The following is a 21,986-nucleotide window of genomic DNA, read 5'->3' as shown; positions in this document are numbered from 1 at the left end:
ATGCCAGTATTGAAAAAGCTATATTTTGTACTTTTACCAACGTTACTGTTCGTCTTTACGATCGCAGGAATGGTGACGTATAACTTCGCATCTAACCATGCGAAGCACATGTATTTGGACAACGTACAGTCTGAGGTGAACACGGCTTTAGTTGCGGCTGAATACGAGCAACTCGGTTTATCTTTGCTGGTTAAAGACATCGGTTCTTCGTTGCAGTTTCTCCGTTATATTCAAAACCCAGGCAACTACACCACCTTATCATTATTGGAAAAACGGGTCCTTCGTGTAATAAACCAAAATCACGTTAACCAATTTGGGCAGCGGAATATCTATGTAATAGACCCCAAGTTTAATCTCACATTATCAACATTAAGAGCTGACCCGTTTGAGGGGTTAAAGATCCCTGACAATATTTATGAGAAAGTCTTCGACATATACACCTCATTAGTCAACAAAAAAGAGCTATCCCAAAAAGGGTTCTCTTATATCTCAGTCAGTGGTGAGCTCAGGTACGCTCACATCGCGGCCATCGACCCGTACTTACTCCCTCAAGATAAACGTGCAAGTGGCAGTTTAAATCGCTACATATTGATTGCTGACGGGCCTTTAAAGCAACTGTCTAGATTGCTCATTAAATACAATGATGACGATAATATGCGACTCTTGATTGAGCCTTCATCAGATGCCGCCAACATAGAGAACAGACAGTTTGTGATCAAGTCCATTGAGCAAACGAAAGACAGTATCAATGTACAAATGACAAGCAAACATCTCATTGCTCAAGTTATTATTCGCGAACAAAAATTCAACCATGAAAAAGCAATGATCGCTAAACGGACCCTACTGGGTTGTTTCGCTACCCTCTTTACTATCATGTTGCTGGTGCACTTAGTTGTACGCTATCAGCTTGTACGCCCGCTGAAAGATTTGCTGCACGAAATATCTATTGGTGGATTAAAACTTCGATATTTCAAACGTTCATCTGGGCAAAGTGAAATCGATGGATTGAAGAATGCTTACATCGATTCATTAACAGAATTGAAATTCGAAGCTGAGTTCGACCAACTTACTAAGCTAGCTAACCGACGTTCATTCATACGCCACCTCGATGTACGCTTAAAAAGCTCAATGCGCCCGAGTTGTTATCTGGTATGTTGGGATATTATCGACTTTCGAAAAATCAATGACCTGTACGGTGCAAAAGTGGGTGACAATGTACTAGTCAGCTTAGCTAAAGCTTTAAGAGAAACGCTACAGAACCAACAGTCATCGTTGGGCTTTAGTTGCAGTGATTACTCCCTAGCAAGGCTCGGAGGGAACCAGTTTATCGCCATATTGGAAATGGATGATCATCAATCGATAAACGAAGAAATAGAGAATATTAATAACACACTGACCGGTACCACCTTCCTTGATTACTACGGATTTCGGCTCTCGATCGCAACGGGCGTATTACCTGTTGATACTCCAAAGTTTGAAGAGATTTGGCACAGATGTATCGATGAAATGCTGATCAACGCCAAATCTCATAGCGATGGCGAAAGTCGCATTGTTTACGGCGAAGAATTACTGCACACCTTGGAGCGACATGACATTGTCGAGAAAAGACTTTTGGAATGCTGTGAGAGCGACAACTTTGAACTTCGCTTTATGCCCATCTTTAACGCCCAAACACTTCACATCGATGGTGCAGAGTGTCTCATTCGTTGCCCTGCCCTGTTTGATATTAACGCGGGGCCCGATGAATTCATTCCTGTTGCTGAAAAAAGTAACCTAATATCCAAGCTCGACATGTGGGTGATAAGTACCGCAATCAAGTCTTATAAAGAGCTCTCAGAAATTCACAAATACACTGGAACTCTATCTATAAACATATCAGCAATGGAACTCTACAATCGTAATTTTGCAGATAACATACGTAAAGTTCTTGAACGATATAAAGTGTCTCCAGCCAAGATCATAATAGAAATTACAGAGACGAGTTATGTAAAAAGTACCAAACTTACCGTTCAAACCATTGAGAGTCTCAGAAGTTTAGGGTTGAAAGTCTCACTCGATGATTTTGGTACCGGTTATACTGCATTTAACCAACTTCTTCATTACCCTGTCGATGAGCTAAAGGTGGACAAGAGCTTTATCGATAATATCGCAAACGACAAAGCCAGCCGCAAGATGGTCGAATCAATGGTTAACTTAGGTCACTCCTGTGACACCTTAGTCGTCGGAGAAGGTGTCGAGTCAATGGAGCAATACCAATACCTTAAAGAAGCAAATTGCGACTTAATACAGGGCTACTTATTTAGTCAGCCGTTAACTTATCTACAGTTCATCGAGTTTGTACGAGACCATAACCCCCAAGCGATTTTCGATACTCACTCCGCTGTAAAGTCTAATCCTAACGGCAGAATAGTTGCACTGGCTCAAAAGAAATAACCTAACTGTTTATCCTCCTTTGTTTAAATTGTCTTTCGCAAACATAATAAATCGCGGGAGCCAAATTAACTATGCCACTACATTGTCGATAAAGTCTTTTCTTCTCGTTTTTATCTAAGATTGATTCTTAGTTTTATGCATTGTTCTTTTATACATTGATCTTAGTCTTACAACCTTATTTGTTAATCAGTCGAACTCATGTCTATCCAACTATGAAGGCAAAAACTAGCAAGTGAACATCGAATAAAGACGACACAAGTTGATAGATAAAGTCAGCCGATGAAAACGATAAATGATGGGGTACTGACTTGATATGTGAGTAAACTAAAGAAGGCTACCGAACGAGGGAAGCCAATCTGAGAGACACATAAATGAAAAGGAACGACCGAGTAATAACATAACGGTGGAGAATCACAACAATATAGCCTTATAAGGCGCTTTAACCTTGCATCGTGGTTAGTAGCTCCATCATATCTTTAGAGCTTATGTTCTTCTTGTGTCGCACTACAGCATCAACCATTAGCTCTAAATTACCTGCAGAAACATAATCACTGAGCACATCGTTGAATTTCTCTTGTATTTCATCACTTGCATACAGGTGATCAGGAATAAAGAACAAAAACTGGCTGCCGCTGCTACGAAACGAGATAGTACTTTCAGGGATCTTTTCTGTCAGAGACTTAGCGGCCGAGCTCACAACTAAGTCACCATATTCAAGCCCATATTTTTGATTGATCTCGCTAAGGTTTCTGATTCTCACGAAGTACAGATCGAAATTATTATCTTTCGGGTAGTTATTTTTCACAAATTTCATTAACGAAACTCGATTGTGAAAGCCAGTGATGGAATCGGTTGAACGTAATGTTCGTTTAACGGAAAAATCGATATAAAAAATCGCGCCAGTGATGAACAATATCAAGACGAGAAACCCGCTACTGATTTGGTGAATCATGACCAACTTGTCAACCATCGAAGTGTTTTCTTCTATCACGGGACTTTGTAGCCTGAACTTATCATTAATAAACCCCACCAGCGTGTGGTAACAAATATCGATCTTCTTTTGTAAAGATTCTTTAGGTAATACACCTTGGTTTACAAGCTTAATCGAAGGTTCTAATGCCTTAAATTTTTCAAATTCTGTCGTAAAATAAGGCTTAAAATTCGCTGATTTAATAAAATTCGAGGATTCGTTACTGTTTATTAAGATATCAAATCGGCTCCATGTAATATCGTAAGCCAACCACAATTCATCGTAATCGATCTCGTTAGATTGGCTGACCATCAAGAAGTTGGCGTATTCTTTTACCAATTGGAAAACAAACCAAGTGGCTTCGTTTTGTCTATTGGAGAAACTCTTATTGATATCATTTATCCGAGTAACGCTGTAAATGTTGACCGTAAGAACCGCTACCGCCAGAGATAAAACAATCACTTTAACGGCAGCCAAAGACAACAGTTTTTTCATAGTCGAACCTCTACAGGTGAATATCTCTTATCTGCCAAATCATCTTGGCATGGAAATCCGTAGTATTGATTTCTGGATTTGAAGAAAGTGGGTAAATCAACCAATAAGGCCCTTTGTCTCTCACTGACATCAACTTACCATTTTGCTTTATGGCGATAACCGGTTGATAAACATCAAAATCTTCCTTAGGCACGGCAATTTTATAGTCATTCAGTGCGACAAAAGTGACTTGTGAAGATATCGGTAGATCTATGGTTTGAAGAACGGCTTGCAACGTCACACCGCTGTAAACAGAAGTCCCCTCCACCCAAGGCAGTGAAGTCTTTATTTCAGTTTGAGGGAGCAGTAGAAGCTGCTCCGTACTTAACTTGTGTTTTTGCCCTAAGTGGTCAAACACCGTTAGTTCAGAAGCAGCAAAAATAGAAAACGAAAATAGCGAGAATATAACCAAGAATGCAACTCTCATTCTAAACTCCATTTCAAAAAGGTCACTTAATTCAGTCTAGCCTAAATTGACCATTTAACTTGAGTCATGATTATCTAATTTTTCAATCATATAGCTTTCAGCTTATCCATACCGTCTTTACATTAATTAACAGCCAACTTCGTTACCCCCTCGCTCCACTCAAATTCAAGACCAAAGGGGCGTGGTGCTCACCATCAAATATTTATCTTTCCAACGTTTACGACTAAAACATCGCATTTTGAACACAACAAGTAATCCAATCGACCTGATGAATACGTACTAGGATATAGAATTAACAGTAAAAATAGCTCAACAAGTAGCGAGAACAACTAACACGGCATAACCTTTAAACGAACGTAAGCCGTTTTTTGAACCTTTCCAACCGCTTTCGTGCAAGTAACTGCATTTAGATAGACTTAATCTCAACGAAGAAACGCTGATCAATTTCATAACCAAGGGAACCTGTAATGAGTTTAAATATGCGTAAGTTTGACCCCATAACCGCACTTTCCGTCCTGTTGATGACGCTTGTAACGCATCCAGTTTATGCCGCACTAGACAAAGAACAATTTGAATTGGGTAAACAAAAAGCCAAAGTGTGTATGACCTGTCACGGTGATGATGGCATCTCCACGCAAGATCCCTACCCTAATCTTCGAGGTCAAAAAGTGGGGTATCTCATTTCATCTTTGAAAGATTACCAAACCAGAGAACGAACCAGTGGCCTAGCAATACTGATGCAGCAACAAGCCGACACACTTTCAGATCAAGATATTCGAGACATTTCTTATTTCTTTTCTCAGCTAGGTAATGACTCTCAGCACAGCAGCAACAATAGTAATGCCGAAACCAAGCTCAACACTTCAGAATAACTAGACGGCGATTCAAAACTTTAGGCAAGGAGCCTTGTTATGGAACAAGTGACAACGCAGTACAACATTAAGGTCGTGAGATATTTTATCATCGCATCTTTAATTTGGGCGGTTGTAGGTATGATCATCGGCGTGATCCTCGCCGCTCAGTTGTATTGGCCAGTCCTCAATTTCGATTCTCAATACTTCCAGTTTGGTCGACTCCGCCCTCTACACACTTCCGGGGTGATATACGGATTTGTCGTGAATATTTTGATGGGAACGTCTTTATACATTGCTCAACGAACAGGACACTGCGACTTGTTCAACAAAAGCCTTTCATGGATGGTATTTTGGGGTTGGCAATTCATTCTTTTGCTTGCTGTCATTTCCTTACCCGCAGGCCACACCAGCTCAAAAGAGTATGCGGAACTTGAATGGCCAATCGACTTAATGATCGTGCTAGTGTGGGTGCTTTATGCTGTATTGTTCTTTGGCACCCTAGCCAAGCGTAAAGTGAGCCATATCTTTGTTGCTAATTGGTTCTTCGCTGCTTTCATTATCGTTGTCGCAATGATTTTTATTGTCAACAACCTGGCTTTGCCGGTCTCGGCGATGAAGTCTTACTCTGTATTTGCAGGCGCTCAAGATGCAATTGTACAGTGGTGGTGGGGACATAATGCCGTTGGTTTCCTACTGACCGCCGGTGTGATTGGTATGAATTACTATTTCATACCCAAAGCAGCGGATCGACCTATCTATTCCTACCGCTTGTCTGTCATCCATTTCTGGGGTTTGGTTGGCTTTTACACGTGGGCCGGGACACATCACTTAGTTTACTCTTCCGTTCCTATTTGGATTCAGAACATCGGTATCGTGATGTCCCTAATTCTGTGGCTCCCTTCTTGGGCGGGTGCGTTCAACAGTGCAATGACCCTTCTACAAAACAAAGAGAAACTTAAGTCCGACTACATTCTTTTATTCTTTTTCTCGGCGATTCTTTACTACTGCTTGGCGACATTCGAAGGTCCCCTACTTGCTATTCGCTGGTTCAACATGGTGGCACACAACACCGAATGGATCATCGGTCACGTACATTCAGCCGCACTCGGGTGGGTTGGGATGTCAGGGATTGCGGTTTTTTACTACTTCATTCCTCGCTTGTGGGGCCAAACCGAACTTTGGTCACGACGACTCATTAAATGGCACTTCTGGCTTGCTCATGCTGGTGTGGCGATTTATGCGATTGCGCTTTGGGTCGCGGGCATCGGTGAAGGTTATATGTGGCTCGCTCAAAATGAAAATGGCGAACTGATTTACAGTTTTGTAGAAGCAATGGACTTCAAAGCACCTTGGTTGTTCTTACGATTCTTTGGTGGTGCATTATTTGTTCTGGGTTTATTCCTTATGGCAATTAATTTGTTTAAAACCGTTCGTATGCCAGTCGTGCATGCCGTTAAACACACCGTTAATGAGGGAGCTTAAATGATGAGTAAAGACTTTACACATTCAATCGTCATTTTGATTTTGACCACCGTTGTCGTCGCCTCCTTTTCTTTGCTGGTCTGGGTAGTGCCAAGTATTGTTCGCGGTGATGATATTGCCAAAGGCAGCTTAGCGATGCCGCTTACACCGCTTGAGTTAGCGGGACGGGACATCTACATCAGTGAAGGCTGTCATGTGTGTCACACGCAAATGGTTCGTCCTCTCGAACCGGAAGTGAAGCGTAATGGTCGTCCGAATAAAGAGGCAGACGATATCTATGAGTTTCCTAACTTGTGGGGTTCTAAACGCACTGGCCCCGACTTAACCAACTTAGGTAGAAAGTATTCTGATCAATGGCATGTTATTCATCTCATCAACCCTCGCCAAGTTGTGCCGACATCTATCATGCCCTCTTACCCTTGGCTGTTTGAACAAACGCTTACAGGGGATGATATCAGCGACAAAATGGAAGCCTTACGCACACTAGGCGTGCCTTATACCGACCAAGAACTTGGCGATGCCAGACTGCAGCTGAGAGGAAAGACTAAAGGTGAAGCTCTGATCCGTTATCTACAAAGCCTTGGTAAAGATACGTCACAGGAGGTATCACAATGAGTACATTCTGGAATCTATGGGCGGTAATTTTAACCTTAATTTTCTTCGTTCTTATGGTGTCCGTTGTCGTTAAGTACTGGCGTAGCAATCACCGAGCTGATCAAGACCACACCCTTGGTACTTTTGATGGCATCGAAGAGAAAGACGCACCACCACCTAAACTGCTATTTGTAAGCTATGCGGTGGCGTTCTTACTCTCTGCAGGTTATCTAGTGCTTTATCCAGGGCTTGGCGAGTGGGAAGGGTTAGTCGATTGGAAGCAAAGCGACGACAAGCTCAGCTCACCCACCACCAGCCTTAATGAACAGTTTTCACAAACCAGTGAGACAACCTTAGACGGCTTGGCTGACGTTCTACAAATAGTGAACAGCGGCAAAATCCTCTTTCAAACTCACTGCGCAGCATGTCATCGCAACAACGCTCAGGGGCAAAAGCACTTTCCTAACCTGATAGACCAAGAGTGGCTCTATGGTGGCAGTGACGAGGCTGTTATTCATTCGATCGCCAAAGGTCGGAATGGTGCTATGCCGGGGTGGAGTGAAGTTGTTCGCCCTGATGAAGTCGCTAAGATGTCATATTACTTAGCTTCTCTAAATCAAAGGCACACCGATGTTCCTGAGATCAAGGTGGAGCTCGGTAAAGGCTTGTTTTCTAAATACTGTTCGTCTTGTCATGCTGATGGTTCGGTTGCGAACCCCGCGATTGGCGTGCCTGATCTTTCAGACGACATATGGTTGCACGGCGGCAGTATTGAAGAGATTCAACACACCATCAATTACGGCTTGAACAACCTGATGCCGGCGTTTGATGAGCAACTTACAGAGAACGAAATACTCGCTCTTGGGGCTTACATCCGACACTCCGGTGAAGTAGAGCAACAAAGACTCGCGACTTTGAAAGCATCGTCTGTTGAGCGTGGTGAATACCTGGCTTATGCCGGTGACTGTGTCGCGTGTCACAGTGCAGAAGGGGGCGAACCCTTTGCTGGCGGGCTACCTTTTGTGACCCCTTTCGGCACCGTGTATTCAACCAACATAACTCCGCACACGACGGAAGGAATAGGAACCTACGACTTCGATGATTTTAGGGCTGCGTTAGTTGCCGGTAAAGGTAAGAACGGCTATTTATACCCTGCGATGCCTTACACCTCTTATCAGCACCTAACCGACCAAGACATGATCGATTTGTGGGAATACATGCAGTCCATTACCGCCGTTCCTCGACGCAATGATGACAACAGCATGATGTTCCCATCGAATATTCGCTTAGGTTTGCTTGGTTGGAACATTGTGTTCATGGATACCGACCCGATTGACTACCAAGTGCCTGAAGAGCTGAAAACGGAAGTCGAAAACGTTGATAAGTGGCAACAAGGGAAGTATTGGGTAGCGGGGCTTGGACACTGCTCTGAATGCCACACGCCACGAAACATTGCTCAAGCGCTGATACCTGAACGTATTTTCCAAGGAAACTTGATTGACGGTTGGAATGCGCCTGATATCACAGCTAATGAGCTCTATATCGATGGTTGGGATGAAGCGACACTGACCGATTTCTTACACACAGGTCACTCGGATAAAGGCACCGCTTTTGCGGGCATGGCAGACGTAGTGAAAAATAGCCTAAGTTTGATGACACGTGAAGATATTGAGTCAATGTCCTACTACCTACTCAGTGGTGACATCAACAACACCATTGCCAGTGACGCAGTTCCGTTACAGCCTAAAGGGTTTGATGAAGCCGCCTATGGCAGTGAAATCTATACAACCTATCGACAAACCTGTGGAGCATGTCATGGAGACGATGGTAAAGGTCGCGACCCAATCGCCCCTACTCTGTTGAATAACGGCATCATAATGCACAGCGACCCATTCAACACCATTGCGGTAACCGTTCGCGGCTTGCAGCCCACTTATCTCGACAAAGACAGAAACTTCATGCCAATGGCAAGTTTTGAGGATGTATTGTCGGATCAACGCTTAGCCGAATTAATCACCTTTGTACGGTCGAACCTTGGAGATAGAAATGAACCCGTCACGGCGGAGCATGTTCGAGAAGTAAGAGAAACACTTGAAGCCGCAGGTTATGCGGGCGGCTTGCACACCACGCCGGACATGTACGATCGCAGAGACAACACGATCAACATTAGATAGGCGACGTAGCTATACGCAGTTGTAAGTAGCAATTCGCTTCACAAGCAGCGAACAACACGTAAATTTTATCGCTGTCTAACCCCCCTAAAGGAGACCAATGTGTCTCCTTTTCTTTTGCCCAAGCCCGAGCTTTCGATGTATTGCTGAACAACACAATTGTAACCAACTGATTACACAATTAAGCAGAGCTGCACATAATGCGATCAATCTCGCAGAACAAAGGTGACACCAAGTGCATAATATACAAAATTATATAAAGATGCACTAAGGACAGATATGGATACAACTACACTCATTTACGATACGTTGGAAGGCCTGTCGAGCGCAAAGCCACAGCAACACGCTCAAATCCGCCAAAATCTATATAACCAATTAGATTTATCATTTGAGAAACAGTTGGCTTTGTATTCATCAGTTCTTGGTCCGGCGAGTGCTGGTAGATTGACCGATTTAGATAGTGCGGTGATGTCTGCTCGCAAGATTGTTGGTCTAGAAAGCAACTGATCGTTCTTCAAATTATCTCGACTTTAACGCTGCCACTGTGCAGCGTTTTTTTATGGCTACGAGTTTGTCAAAAGTGTAAGAAAGGCCATCTTTCAAATCCCTGCCCACTTCATTTGGTTAATCTTATGTTTCACATTTAACAGGTGTGTAACCATCATAATGACGCTAATGTTAGTAGCACGTTAACCACACATCGGAAAGAAGAATCATGAGAGTACTTATTGAATATACACAAACAGGCAAATACCGTGATCATGCGTGGGAAGCACTAACTATTCGTTCGAAAGGCGAAATTCAAGCTGTGACTCCCTCTTATGCGGCTCAACTTATCGAACAGAACCGCGCCAGCTTATCGACCACTGAAAATCAAGATATCGTCATCCAACCATAATGAGTTTAGGAACTATCCCTCCCGGTTCTTAAACTCTCAGTTTCAGTTAGCTGTAGTTCTTAACATCACGGCTAGTAAAACACAGTTCGATGACATAAAAAAACGCTGCACGGATGCAGCGTTTTCTTGTTTCTAGCGTATCTTATTTCTAACGTAGATAGCTTCTAGTTTACGTAACTTCTAATTTACGTCACTTCTAACGTAGCCCGTCTCTAACGTACATAGCTTCTGACATACATAAGCTTTTAACGTAGATAGCTTCTAACATAAGCAATTCGACTATTTTGGCAGGTTCTCTAACGCTTCAACCATCGTCATTAACTTATCTACAATTCTTTCGCCATCGACTCTCAAACCATTGTGTTCGTACTCGTTGGTAATCCACGCTTTTGAGTTTGGTATATTCGCCAATGTTTCACGGCTGTAATCCAGTTCTACGTACATGTCATCAGCGTAAACTGCGCATGCCATTGGCACGGTATTCTTGCTTAGCTGTTCTGCGTTGTACAACTTGCCCCAATCTGATTTCTCAGCCAGAAGATTCGCCGCTTCACGTAATGGCTTCAACGTTTCTAGTTGATCGAACATCCACGGGTACACCATTTCGCCGGTAAACCAGAACTCGCTACCCGACTGGTAGTTAAAGTGTGGATACTGATTGCGAACGCGATGTGCAGACCATTTCGATGCAGTGCCTTGGCAATAAATCGATTCATGCAAAATGGCGTAGATTGGGTTCGTTAAGTAACCCTGCTCTTGCTGCATTTGATTTAGGAAGCTGTAGCTCAACTGCTTGTTGCCGTTCACTTCAACAAACGCACTCTCCAACGTGAAGTACATAGGAAGGTTTGCTTCACCGCCACCAAGGTTAATGCCTATCAGCTGGAATTGCTCAACGGTAAACACCTGACCGTTTGGCAGCCTCACATCATTGTTAAGCAGGTAATCAGAGATCTCACGACACATAGCTTGTGCTTGTGGGAACTGAGCAAAGAAGGCTCTGTTTTTGTCTTCTACACGCTTGTAAGTCGCACGATAAACATCGTCAGCTTCTCGTTCAATAGAAGGAATGCCGCCCGTCACATAACAACGCTGTAAGCTCTGTGGGAACAGTGACAAATAACTTAGGGTACAGAATCCACCAAAGCTTTGACCAATCGTCGACCATTGCTTAATACCAAACTGTTCACGAATCGCTTCAGCATCACGAACGATATTGTCGGCTCTGAAATGCGTTAAGTATTCGACTTGTTGTTCTGGAGACAGATGCGCCAAGGTTTCATGGCTGATAACCGTGCTGTTGCCCGTACCACGTTGGTCCAGAAGCAGAACACGATAGTTTTGTAATGCACGCTTTAGCCAACCTGATTGACCGCTCACTCGTGGAGATGGAAAGCCTGGGCCGCCCTGAAAGTAGATCAACCACGGCAGTTCTTGCGCATCTTTAGCGAGATCAACCAGTTCACGTGCGAAGACTTGGATCTGTTGTCCATCTTTGGCTTGATAGTCGAGTGGCAACTCAAAAGAGTGCTGACGATACAGGGTGGTTCCATCAATAAAGTTAGCTTGCACGCTTCATTCCTTTTTATCTGATTCTAAAGTCATCGGTACGAATAAAAACGGCGCCCTTTGGCACCTACAATTAGCAAGATACTCATAGTAGCTTGTAAATGAAACCGTTTGTTTAACATGAATGTGAAGGTGCTTCGTTTAATTATTCAATTACCTCTCAACGGGTAACAACGTGTGTCAAAACAGTAAGTTTAGAATAGGTAGATCCAGCGAGAGATCAAAAGAATGAGGTAAAGCAAACCCAAAGCGTGAGGCAAATAAAAAGAGCTTAACGAGGTGAGGATTCGTTAAGCTCTTTGGTTTTATCTGTGTTGATAAACTAACTGGCTTACTTGCTGTTAATCTATCGAACCTGTTAGTTCTAATGAACCTATTAAATCCAACGACTACGAAGCCGTCAGTTCACCGGCACCTTGAGTCGAGCGTTCGCTGCTCTGAACTAGGATTGCGGTAGCGGTCTCTTTCAGTGCCGCCCACTCCCCATCATCAACCTCAATGCCATCGTTCCATGCTTTCTCTTGAGTTTTGAAAAGCGCTTCCGATTCAATGTGTGTTTGGTAGCCATCTGACAAACGTTCGATATCGAAATCCTGGACGGAAAGTTCGATGGTCATGTTGTGAATATGTTCGTCCGATGTCAGTGGCAAATCTGATAAAAACAGTTCTGGAGCAACGCAACCACGATTAAGAACATATAAAGTGCTCTTTGGGTTCGAACCGTTATCCCAACGTGCCATGCACGCGATACCTTTCGCAGCCAGCTTTACAAGCTCGCTGTAAGCCAACCAACGGTTGTGGCAGTTATTTAACTCAATTCTAAGCGTCTTTTTACCGACCATTTTTTCAATGGCGTAATCCATAACCACAGGAAGGTGACACGCTAAACTCGCCTTATGCAGGTCAACTTCAACCGTGTTATCGCTGCGCACTTGAATGTCTACAGGGCAATCGTCTTCTAACCCCATAAAGTTGCTCGCATTATTAAAATGACGAACACCATCCAAACCCACCATTTGTAAATCTGCCACCATGTTCGCTATCACATCAGCTTCACCACATGTACGACGCATACCTAAAAAGGCTTTATTGACGGCCGCTACCAGTTCATTGTGAGAAACGATCATAACGATTTACCTCCATGTTGAGCGTTGATATGTGTAGTAGCTTTTTGTGAGTCAGCGAGCTCCGCTTCACTTGGTAAGACTGGGAACACCCATTCGTCCTGATGAATCTCATCAAGCAGTGGCGCTCCTTGGAAAAACGTCACTCGTACCCAGCGATCTGAGCGAGGGTCAAACTTAGTCGCGCCAAACATCGCAAGCTTGCAACGCAGTAAGTGCATTGGTGGCGAATCTTGGTGCAGCACATTCATTTGAATGTCGCCCATTGCTTTGTTGCCTAGCGTCCACACACGGCGCGCAATTGCACGGTGTTGCGGCTGTTTAACAAGGAATTCGGCCAATGAAAGCTCAGGCGCAAATTGCAATAAAGCATGGTACAAACGATAAGCTTGACGGCCAATATCCAGCGGCAGTTCACGCTCTTCACCCAACTCTTCGCCTCGAACTCCGAGCCTTGGTTCTTCTTTATCTTGAGAGCGATACCAGAACCAGTAGTTGTTTTCTGCTTTAGTAAAGTCGGTTGTGATCGCCCAACGGTACTTTTCTTCTAGTACAACAAGAAGGTCTTGAATCTTTTTGCCGCTTGGAAGCGACAGTGTTTCGCTGCAATTCATTTGCTCTTGATGGGCGTCCACTAATTCTGGGTACAATTCCATCAAGCATGAGATAAGGATTTCTTGGGCTTCCATACTCATTTGCTTAGATTGCTCAACGAACTGCGACCATGTATCACACTGGCTGACAGACGTTTCTAGCGATTGCTCTGTTTCTTTCAAATCTTCAACAGCGGCTTTGTTCAGCTCTTGCTGTGTTTCATTGATGGTAACGACTTGTTCTAAATGACAAATCGCTTTTTTAACTAATGTACGTAGTGGCTCGATCAACGCCGTATCAGTCTGACTCGCTAACACGTCAGCGAGTGCATGCTCACGGGTCGTCATCCACTGATCGACAATACTTGGGTGGTTGATCAGGTATGGCGCCATCCCTAAACCTGTCGCATTACCAACGCCTAGGTAACGTTGTAATCCACGATGCAAAGAAATCGCATGTTCGCCGCCTTGTTGCTCTGCTAGATAATGAACCCAATCTAGGCTGAACTCACGCAGCATATACACCGCACACATTTGAGCGCTAAACGACTGATTGAAATCTTCATTTTTCTCTAAGATTTTAAAGTCAGCGATGCCAAATTTGCCATTACCATAAACGGCAGTGGTTCGCAGGATGTAACCTACTTCAGCCAGTTCTTTGGGTGTTGGTTGAACACCTTTAGCCAAGTGACTAACGATATGTTCAAACACACGTACACTTTTGTTTGCACGTGCTAAAACAAGCACATTGTTAGGATTACGGCCAGCTTCTTGAAGCGGTACATTTGCGCGGAGTCTTTCAAGTAACGTGACATCAACATCACCAAGAACTAGCGCAAACGTTACGTCCCACTTTTCAGCAATTACGCGGTCATTTCGTTCGTCGTCTGCAATTTCATCGCAAAAAACAACCAAATGATAAACATGGTTTGGCGTCGCAAGCTTATAGATAACATAACCAAAACCTTGAGCGTCTAATTGCCACTCATGTTTCGTCACTTTCCATTCTTGCTGCGCCATTTTACGAATCAGAGTTCTAACGAAGCTGATACGTGTTTGGTGCATTGCACCTAGCCTTTCCGGAGCCATGACGACAGTCGCGTCACGTAGTGCTGATTCAGTGTAGGTAGAACGATGTGCATCCATTTTGCTCACCACCTTATAGTTATAGGATTTTGCTAGCCATTCAGAACCGATCGTTGCCATCATTCGAAGCATTCGTTGTTACAGTGTGTTGGTTAGCTTTCACGTTTTAATCGTTATCGGTGTTATTGGGGCAAGCGAGCTCACCCCTTATTATTTGTCCTGACTAGATCGATTGACCTAAATGCTTTGCCGCCCGGTGTATCTTCACCAGTGCGGGTTTTCTGTTCCTTTCGGAATTTTTGCATCAGCCTTCTTTCAAAGGCTGATTTGTTTCTTATTTAATCAATTTCTTACAGTCTCTTTTTTACAGAGATCTTGTCTTACAGAGCCCTTTTCTTTAAAAAAACTGTTCTTTAAAGACCCTGCTCTTTCGCCATCTTGATTGCGATTTGAGGGGCATTCCAAAGCGATGGTAGTAAGATTATGGACACCGGTACTGCTGTGATAACGATGAACGATTGCAGCGCAGAGATTCCGCCTGAACCTAGGGAAATCAGAATTAACGCTGTTACCCCCATCATTACACCCCAGAAAGTACGAATAATTGCATTTGGCTCTGTCTCACCACTGACAACCACACTAATGGTGTAGGTCATAGAGTCACCTGTCGTCACGATAAAGATCGTCGTCAGAATCAAGAACAAGATAGAGGTAAGCATTGGCATTGGTAGTTGTTGAGTCACCGCCAGTAGAGCGCCCGGCAAGTTAAAACCTTCAAACGCTTTACTTACACTGCCTGGATCTGCAATTTCGAACGCAAGACCAGAACCGCCAACAATCGTGAACCAGAAACAAGTAACAAATGGTGCAATAAGGCTAATGGTTGATACCAATTGGCGAATACTACGACCGCGTGAAATACGAGCGATGAAGATTGCCATCATTGGGCCATAACCTAAGAACCAACCCCAGAAGAACACTGTCCACCAGCTCAACCAACCTTCGTCACCACGGTATGTTGCCATTGGGATGAAGTTATCAATCATGCTGCCTACACCTTGAATGTATCCATTAAAGATGAAGTTCGTTGGGCCAAAGATCAGGATGTAGACCATCAATCCCATTGCTAAAATTACGTTGTAACGGCTTAACATTTGCATCCCGCGGTTAAGACCACTTAACGCAGACAATGTGTAAAGCACGATAGCGAACAAGATGATGATCAGCTGAGTTGTGAAGCCATCTGGAATACCAAACAGTTCATTCAGAGCGTAGCTAACTTGCAAGCCCAAGAAGCCGATCGGACCGATAGTACCCGCCGCTACAGCGACAATACAACATGCATCAATCAGTGCGCCGGTATGGCCTTTCAGTGCTCTTTCACCCAAAACTGGGTAAAGCAAAATACGAGGTTTAAGAGGCAAACCTTTGTCGTAGTGAAGGTGCATAACCACGATAGACGTCAAGCTGCCCACGATTGCCCATGCTAGGAAACCCCAGTGCATGAATGATTGTGATAACGCATTCACCGCACCTTGTTGTGCATTTTCTTGTGCGCCATACAAAGGTGGAGGACTCACATAGTGTGCGATAGGCTCAGCTGCGGCCCAAAATACACCGCCACCTGCAAGTAGCGTACAGAAGATGATAGCCATCCAACGGAAGCCATCCATTTCAGGTTTAGCGATGCCGCCTAGGATAACCTTGCCTGTTCGCCCTGCCGCCAGGCCAAGACCAATAAGAAAAGTCAGAAGAAGAAGCATTTGCCAATAAGGGCCGAATACTTTTACAGACCATGCAAAACCAGTGTTAACTATGGTCGATAAGAGCTCTCCGTCAAACAAAGCAAGCGCTACGAACAAAGCAATAAAGCCGCCGCTGTACCATAGTGCTGGATTGGTTAGCCCTAGTTTGTCTGAAGTAGATTCAGACTGGTTTGTGTTGCTTGTTTTATTACTTGCTGTGTGTGCTTGACCCGCATTTACGTTTGAAGATTTCACGCTATTGGTTAAATCAGACATACTCTGACTCCAGAGGTTTCTTTGCAGCTGTCATTTTCATGATGACCACAAGAGGTGTATTTAACACCTGCCCTATTGTTTTTTGTGTTGGGCAGGCTAATCCATGTTTGGGTTACCGCGTTGCGAAATAGACCGTTGTTCCTTTTGTATAGTTAAATTGGTTAAGTTGGTTAAATTGGTTAAAGCAGCACGATTAAATGAACGTTGATTAGAAGGCTGCTAATTCGATGATGGCTTGTAAGAAAGCGCTTAACCCTTGCTTTGAGGCTCTAGGCCATCTTTCAAGAAGTTAAACCAGTTTTCTCCCAGGACTTGCCCAGCTTCAGACTCGCTGAAACCATGGCGCATCAATCCGTTATAAATATTTTCCATACCCGCACTACCACAGAACCAAGGCAGCGCATCTGGCCAACCTGAGTTGTTTGCAGAGCCTTCGCCATAGTCCATTGCTTTAGACCAACGACCATTTCTCATCCATTCAAGAACGGCTTGAGGTTGGTTTAAGCATAGGTCACTACCAATACCTAGGTGTTCTACGCCAACCATGTCAGCGGTAGTCGCAACCATTTGGCAGAAATCTTCCAACGTACATTGGCTGCCATTTGGTAGGTGGAATGGGTATAAGCTGAATCCGATTAAGCCACCGCGTGCGGTTAGGGCTTTAATCACATCGTTTGATTTGTTTCGTAATGCATCATGAGCAAACGTAGGGTTCGCGTGGCTGATACAAATAGGACGAGAAGACAGGTCAATCGCCTCAAGTGTTGAACGCTCAGCACTGTGAGACATATCGATGATCATGCCCACTCGGTTCATCTCTTCGATGGCCTGTTTACCAAAGCGCGTGATGCCTGTGTCATTCTGCTCATAACAACCCGTCGCCAGTAAGCTTTGGTTGTTGTAAGTAAGCTGCATGATCAAAAGACCCTGCTGACGCATCACTTCGATAAGACCAATCTCATCATCGATTGGCGAACAGTTTTGAGCACCTAGAAAAATGCCGACTTTGCCTGTCGCTTTTGCAGTTTCAACATCAGCCATTGAATGAATCGGCATGATAATGTCTGCATTTTGCTCGAATCTTAGGTTCCACTCAGCAAAGCGAGATAAGGTTTCACGAGCTGTCTCGTGGTAAACCGCGGTAGCGTGAACTGCTGTAATGCCGCTCGCCTTTAGTGTTTGGAAATATTCTCTGTTCCAATTGCAGTATTGCAATCCATCTATAACAATCCGTTGCTGGTACATAACCACTCCTATTGAAAGCTCGGTGTTCTAGCTCGGTTTTGAAAACACGCTCAAATAACATGTTTTCAAAAATGGGTTAAATCACTTGTCTAATTTCGTTTGCTGCTTTGGTTGGGATGTTGGCCTGACTCTGTGAATCAGGCCAATTCGATAGCTGGATAGCTTGGGGCTTAATATCCTCAGCTATCCAATTCTTATATAGAAAGTTGATTAGTAAGGACGCTGGTAAGCTGTCTTCACGACTGTGTAGAACTCTTTCGCGTACTGACCTTGCTCACGAGGACCGAAGCTAGACTCTTTACGACCACCAAACGGTACGTGGTAATCCGTGCCTGCTGTTGGTAGGTTCACCATCACACAACCTGTTTGCGCTTGCTGCTTGAACATTGCGCTAGTACGTAGGCTTTGAGTAATGATGCCGCCCGTTAGACCAAAGCGAGTATCGTTTGTTGTCGCGATAGCTTCTTCTAGGTCAGCGACACGAATCACGCTTGCCATTGGTGCAAACACTTCTTCTTGGTTCACTTCCCAATCGTTCTTAGTATTCAAGAACAGCGTTGGAGACATGTAGAAGCCTTCGTGTTTCATGCTTAGGCGTTCGCCACCAAATGCGAGCTCACCGCCGCTTTGACGTGCTTTCTCAACCCAACCTAGGTTTGCTTCAAGTTGGTTGCCGTCAACAACAGGACCCATGAATACGCCGTCTTCTAGTGCGTGACCCACTTTCAGTTCGCTCATGCGTTTTATTAGTGCTTCAACGTATTGGTCATGAATGCCATCCATAACCACTAGACGAGAAGATGCTGTACATTTTTGACCTGCGCCAGAGAACGAACCTGCGATAGTCGCATCAACAGCTGTTTGGATATCAGCATCATCAGCAACCACAAGTGCGTTCTTACTGCCCATTTCTAGTTGGCAACGAACGAAGTTTGGCGCGGTAGCAGCCGCAACCTTACGACCCGTATCAACAGAACCAGTAAAGCTCACACCGTTCACTTCTTTAGAGTTGATCAGTGCATCACCTACTTTCGAACCGCTACCTAGAACAAGGTTGAACGTGCCTGCTGGCATGCCTTGACGGTGGATAATTTCAGTTAGCGCAACTGCACTTGCTGGTGTTAGGTTTGCTGGTTTCCAGATAACGCTGTTACCGAAAGCGAGCGCTGGAGCGATTTTCCAAGCTGCTGTTGCTGTCGGGAAGTTCCAAGGAGAGATGATGCCGATAACACCCACCGCTTCACGAGTCACTTCTACAGAAACGCCTGGGCGTACTGATTCTGCGTTGTCACCAATTTGACGAAGCACTTCAGCTGCAAAGTACTGGAAGAACTGACCTGCACGGTAAATTTCACCACGACCTTCAGCAAAAGGCTTACCTTCTTCACGAGAAAGCAACTTACCCAGCTCATCACAACGTGCAATCAGCTCATCACCAATCGCTTGAAGTACTGCTTGCTTACGTTCAATCGGCGTTTTTTCCCACTCTGGTTGAGCGTGCTTCGCCGCTGAAATCGCTTGTTGAACTTGGTCAGCACTTGCTTGTGCGAAGTTACCGATGTTTTCAGAAATATCTGATGGGTTAATGTTCGCAACGGTGCTTACACCCGCTTGCCATTCGCCGCCAATGTAAAGTGCGTTTTCTGCTTGAACATTCTGTAATTGAGTCATCATTCTGTCCTTGTAACGGTTAGGTTGCGTTTGAGCCTGGCAACCATCTGATTAATGAATAAAACGTTAATTTATATAATAAATAACGTTTAAATCTTGTATCTAAAACTGAACCAAGACGCTTGTATCAATAAAGATCTTTACAGACAAATAGCTTTAATCCGCAAATTGCCTCAGTTCACAGTATCTTTATTCAGGTTGAGAGGCTGATGCGTAAACCACGAACTCAACCAACATTTCTTCTCTTGCTAACCCTGCAACGACGACCGCAGCACGGTTTGGATAAGGTGCATTGAAGTATTCTCCGTATACGCTATTTACCGTTTTTAGGTATTCACGGTCTGTCACGTAAATCAGAACTTGCAGTACGGAATCCATAGATTCGCCTGCACACTCCAATGTATGAACAAGGTTGTTAAAAGTCTGACGCGTTTGCGCTTCAATACCGCCTTCAACTACTGCGCCAGTCTCATCGATTGGAATCTGTGCGGTGTATAGAGTGCCGTTATTAACGATTGCCCACTCTAGTGGTGCTTTTGAAGCGAAAAGTTCGGTTTTTACTGGGTGTTTTTTAGTTTGTGCGTTCACGATTCCATCCAACTTTGTAACAACTATGTTTCAAGATGGTTAAATACTGCACCTTGACGACTGATAAATCTAACGGTAAATTTTGTGCATTTGATAAATAAAATCTATCACCTTTCAAAAAGTAAGGTATAGCAAGGGCTAGAGAAGGATCAGTGTCATGAGTATTAAGCTACAACAGTTAAAACATTTCGTTTTAGTGGTCGAAGAAGGTGGATTTAGAGCGGCATCTCACCGAGCAAATCGATCGCAAGCGGCACTTTCTACCTCAATAAAAGAGTTAGAAAAAATACTCGGTCAGCCACTGTTTGAAACAGGCAACAAATCAACCCTGACACCTTTCGGTGAAATATGCCTGCCAAAAATCATTCAATTCCTGAATGTTTACAAGGCATTAGACAACGACCTGCGCGCAGCCGCTGCAGGACAACAAGGAAGAGTTCGAATAGCGAGCGTGCCGTCGGTCGCCGCAAAATTAATCCCTAGTGTTTTAGGGGCTTTTTGTGAGCAATATCCTAATGTAGAAGTCAGCTTGATTGATGATAACGCGGCGGGTGTAGAAGCGAGATTATTGTCTGGAGAGGTAGATGTTGCCCTCGGAAATAGCTCCCATTTAGAAGAAGAGAGTATCGACTTCACGCCTTTACTTTCCGATCCTATTGGTGTGGTCTGCCTCAAAGACAACCCTATCGCCTCTCAACGAGAGGGAATAGAATGGCAAACTTTGTTAAAACAACCCTTCATTCGCAACGGGACTTGTACCTTACTTGACCCAACTCCTGCGCGAATGCTCAGCGAACAAGCTTTGTATTCAGTAGAGAATATTACTTCGCTGTTTTCAGTATTAGAGCTCGGGATAGGCGTAACCACACTTCCTAAGCTGGCTTTTCCAACCAATGAAACCCGTTTGGTGTGGATTCCATTAATTGATCCGCCCTTACAACGTCAGATCGGTATTTTTAGATTGGCTGACCGTACGATCTCGCCACAAGCGCAAGCTTTTCATGACTTATGTATTCAATATCTAAGCTATAAAGAGTAATTAAGGGAAACAAAGAGTAATAGAGGGAAACGTAATTGACTTCGCTTACTTATGATGACTATTGGTAAGGCAATAACTCTAGTGCGAGATTAGGCAGTGCTTAACTGCCTATTACCTTATCTAAATTCGGCACTTTCCTTTCGTACCATTCTTTCCAATCGCCCTAACCTTTGACCACTAGTCCCAATTTCCAGCGCTGTTGCTCTGATGATTGGGGAGCTAGATTGCTCTTTTAGTGTTCGCCTTAAACGGCAAACTAGCCGTTTTAGCTCTTTACCAACACATAAATAACGACTTTTCGGCAACAATACTAAAAATAATTAATTTAATATAAAGGTCGACGTACCGTTAACTTGTTACACAGATAAGGCCTCCCACTATTGATTAAAACTTAGTTAACCCCACCCAGAATGACAATTAAAATTAGTTCTAGAAGTAATTCTAAGTGTTTGAATCTTATCAATTGATAACATAATAAGTTGATCGTTTTGCTTTCAATTTTTCAGAAAAAAACCTTTCATATCGTCAAAAATAAAGCATCTGAAATATTCATGAATGAAGTAATCAAGCTATTACTTTCATAAATGAAAAACACTTCTTTCAAAAATGGAATTATTGATGTCGATATTTGTCGTTTAGATCACATAATTTTAGGCGTAATTTATATTTTGTCGAAACGATAGCGAA

The 21,986-nt window shown here is 43.8% G+C and carries 17 protein-coding genes; 8 read left to right on the top strand and 9 right to left on the bottom strand.

The features are described from left to right. Positions 1 to 2,433 (top strand): putative bifunctional diguanylate cyclase/phosphodiesterase, encoded by a 2,433-nt coding sequence (locus BCU75_RS05100; protein WP_102473113.1) that lies wholly within the window; start codon positions 1 to 3, stop codon positions 2,431 to 2,433. A gap of 439 nt (positions 2,434 to 2,872) precedes the next feature. On the opposite strand, the gene BCU75_RS05095 is transcribed toward BCU75_RS05100, so the two are convergent. After that, entirely contained in the window at positions 2,873 to 3,898 is a 1,026-nt protein-coding gene (locus BCU75_RS05095; RefSeq protein WP_076673579.1) for a GGDEF domain-containing protein, read from the bottom strand. 10 nt (positions 3,899 to 3,908) lie between these two features. Then, positions 3,909 to 4,364: a hypothetical protein gene (locus tag BCU75_RS05090; RefSeq protein ID WP_076673577.1), complete on the bottom strand. Its 456-nt coding sequence runs from the start codon at positions 4,362 to 4,364 to the stop codon at positions 3,909 to 3,911. Between the two features lie 467 nt (positions 4,365 to 4,831). Here BCU75_RS05090 and BCU75_RS05085 point away from each other — a divergent pair, with 467 nt between their 5' ends. From BCU75_RS05085 to BCU75_RS05060, 6 genes are all read left to right on the top strand, one after another. Then, positions 4,832 to 5,236: a c-type cytochrome gene (locus tag BCU75_RS05085; protein ID WP_102473112.1), complete on the top strand. Its 405-nt coding sequence runs from the start codon at positions 4,832 to 4,834 to the stop codon at positions 5,234 to 5,236. A gap of 39 nt (positions 5,237 to 5,275) precedes the next feature. Next, a complete protein-coding gene (ccoN, locus tag BCU75_RS05080; protein WP_102473111.1) occupies positions 5,276 to 6,700 on the top strand; it encodes a cytochrome-c oxidase, cbb3-type subunit I in 1,425 nt (474 codons plus the stop codon). Further along, positions 6,701 to 7,315, top strand: a complete 615-nt coding sequence (locus tag BCU75_RS05075; protein ID WP_102473110.1) for a cbb3-type cytochrome c oxidase subunit II — start codon at positions 6,701 to 6,703, stop codon at positions 7,313 to 7,315. It abuts the gene before it with no gap. Further along, positions 7,312 to 9,468 (top strand): c-type cytochrome, encoded by a 2,157-nt coding sequence (locus tag BCU75_RS05070; protein WP_102473109.1) that lies wholly within the window; start codon positions 7,312 to 7,314, stop codon positions 9,466 to 9,468. The genes BCU75_RS05075 and BCU75_RS05070 overlap by 4 nt, the downstream gene beginning before the upstream one ends. A 276-nt stretch (positions 9,469 to 9,744) precedes the next feature. Further along, positions 9,745 to 9,972, top strand: coding sequence for a PAS factor family protein (locus BCU75_RS05065; protein ID WP_076673567.1), 228 nt, complete (start codon positions 9,745 to 9,747; stop codon positions 9,970 to 9,972). Between the two features lie 208 nt (positions 9,973 to 10,180). Further along, a complete protein-coding gene (locus BCU75_RS05060; RefSeq protein ID WP_004730424.1) occupies positions 10,181 to 10,363 on the top strand; it encodes a hypothetical protein in 183 nt (60 codons plus the stop codon). A gap of 279 nt (positions 10,364 to 10,642) precedes the next feature. On the opposite strand, the gene BCU75_RS05055 is transcribed toward BCU75_RS05060, so the two are convergent. The 7 genes from BCU75_RS05055 to BCU75_RS05025 all read right to left on the bottom strand — a co-directional run bounded on the left by BCU75_RS05055 (position 10,643) and on the right by BCU75_RS05025 (position 20,260). Next, on the bottom strand, positions 10,643 to 11,935 hold the full coding sequence (locus BCU75_RS05055; protein ID WP_102473108.1) for an alpha/beta fold hydrolase: 1,293 nt from the start codon (positions 11,933 to 11,935) through the stop codon (positions 10,643 to 10,645). Positions 11,936 to 12,321: 386 nt separating this feature from the next. Next, entirely contained in the window at positions 12,322 to 13,059 is a 738-nt protein-coding gene (locus tag BCU75_RS05050) for a DUF3726 domain-containing protein (RefSeq protein WP_102466450.1), read from the bottom strand. Continuing rightward, positions 13,056 to 14,858 carry a hypothetical protein gene (locus BCU75_RS05045; RefSeq protein WP_102473107.1) on the bottom strand — a complete coding sequence of 601 codons (1,803 nt, stop codon included), beginning with the start codon at positions 14,856 to 14,858 and terminating at the stop codon, positions 13,056 to 13,058. Before BCU75_RS05045 ends, BCU75_RS05050 begins: the two co-directional genes overlap by 4 nt. 290 nt (positions 14,859 to 15,148) lie before the next feature. Then, the gene (locus BCU75_RS05040) at positions 15,149 to 16,756 is read right to left on the bottom strand and encodes a BCCT family transporter (RefSeq protein ID WP_102473106.1); all 1,608 of its coding nucleotides are present in this window, start codon (positions 16,754 to 16,756) and stop codon (positions 15,149 to 15,151) included. Between the two features lie 249 nt (positions 16,757 to 17,005). After that, a complete protein-coding gene (locus tag BCU75_RS05035; RefSeq protein WP_004730415.1) occupies positions 17,006 to 18,001 on the bottom strand; it encodes a membrane dipeptidase in 996 nt (331 codons plus the stop codon). A gap of 210 nt (positions 18,002 to 18,211) precedes the next feature. After that, positions 18,212 to 19,672: an aldehyde dehydrogenase family protein gene (locus BCU75_RS05030; protein ID WP_198593395.1), complete on the bottom strand. Its 1,461-nt coding sequence runs from the start codon at positions 19,670 to 19,672 to the stop codon at positions 18,212 to 18,214. Positions 19,673 to 19,861: 189 nt separating this feature from the next. Then, on the bottom strand, positions 19,862 to 20,260 hold the full coding sequence (locus BCU75_RS05025) for a RidA family protein (protein WP_004730412.1): 399 nt from the start codon (positions 20,258 to 20,260) through the stop codon (positions 19,862 to 19,864). Positions 20,261 to 20,417: 157 nt separating this feature from the next. On the opposite strand from BCU75_RS05025, the gene BCU75_RS05020 reads away from it, so the two are divergent. Then, positions 20,418 to 21,299: a LysR family transcriptional regulator gene (locus tag BCU75_RS05020; RefSeq protein WP_017074007.1), complete on the top strand. Its 882-nt coding sequence runs from the start codon at positions 20,418 to 20,420 to the stop codon at positions 21,297 to 21,299. Positions 21,300 to 21,986: the final 687 nt, after the last annotated feature.

Source organism: Vibrio splendidus (assembly GCF_002873455.1).
Lineage (GTDB): Bacteria > Pseudomonadota > Gammaproteobacteria > Enterobacterales > Vibrionaceae > Vibrio > Vibrio splendidus_J.
This window is presented reverse-complemented; position numbering and strand designations above follow the sequence as displayed.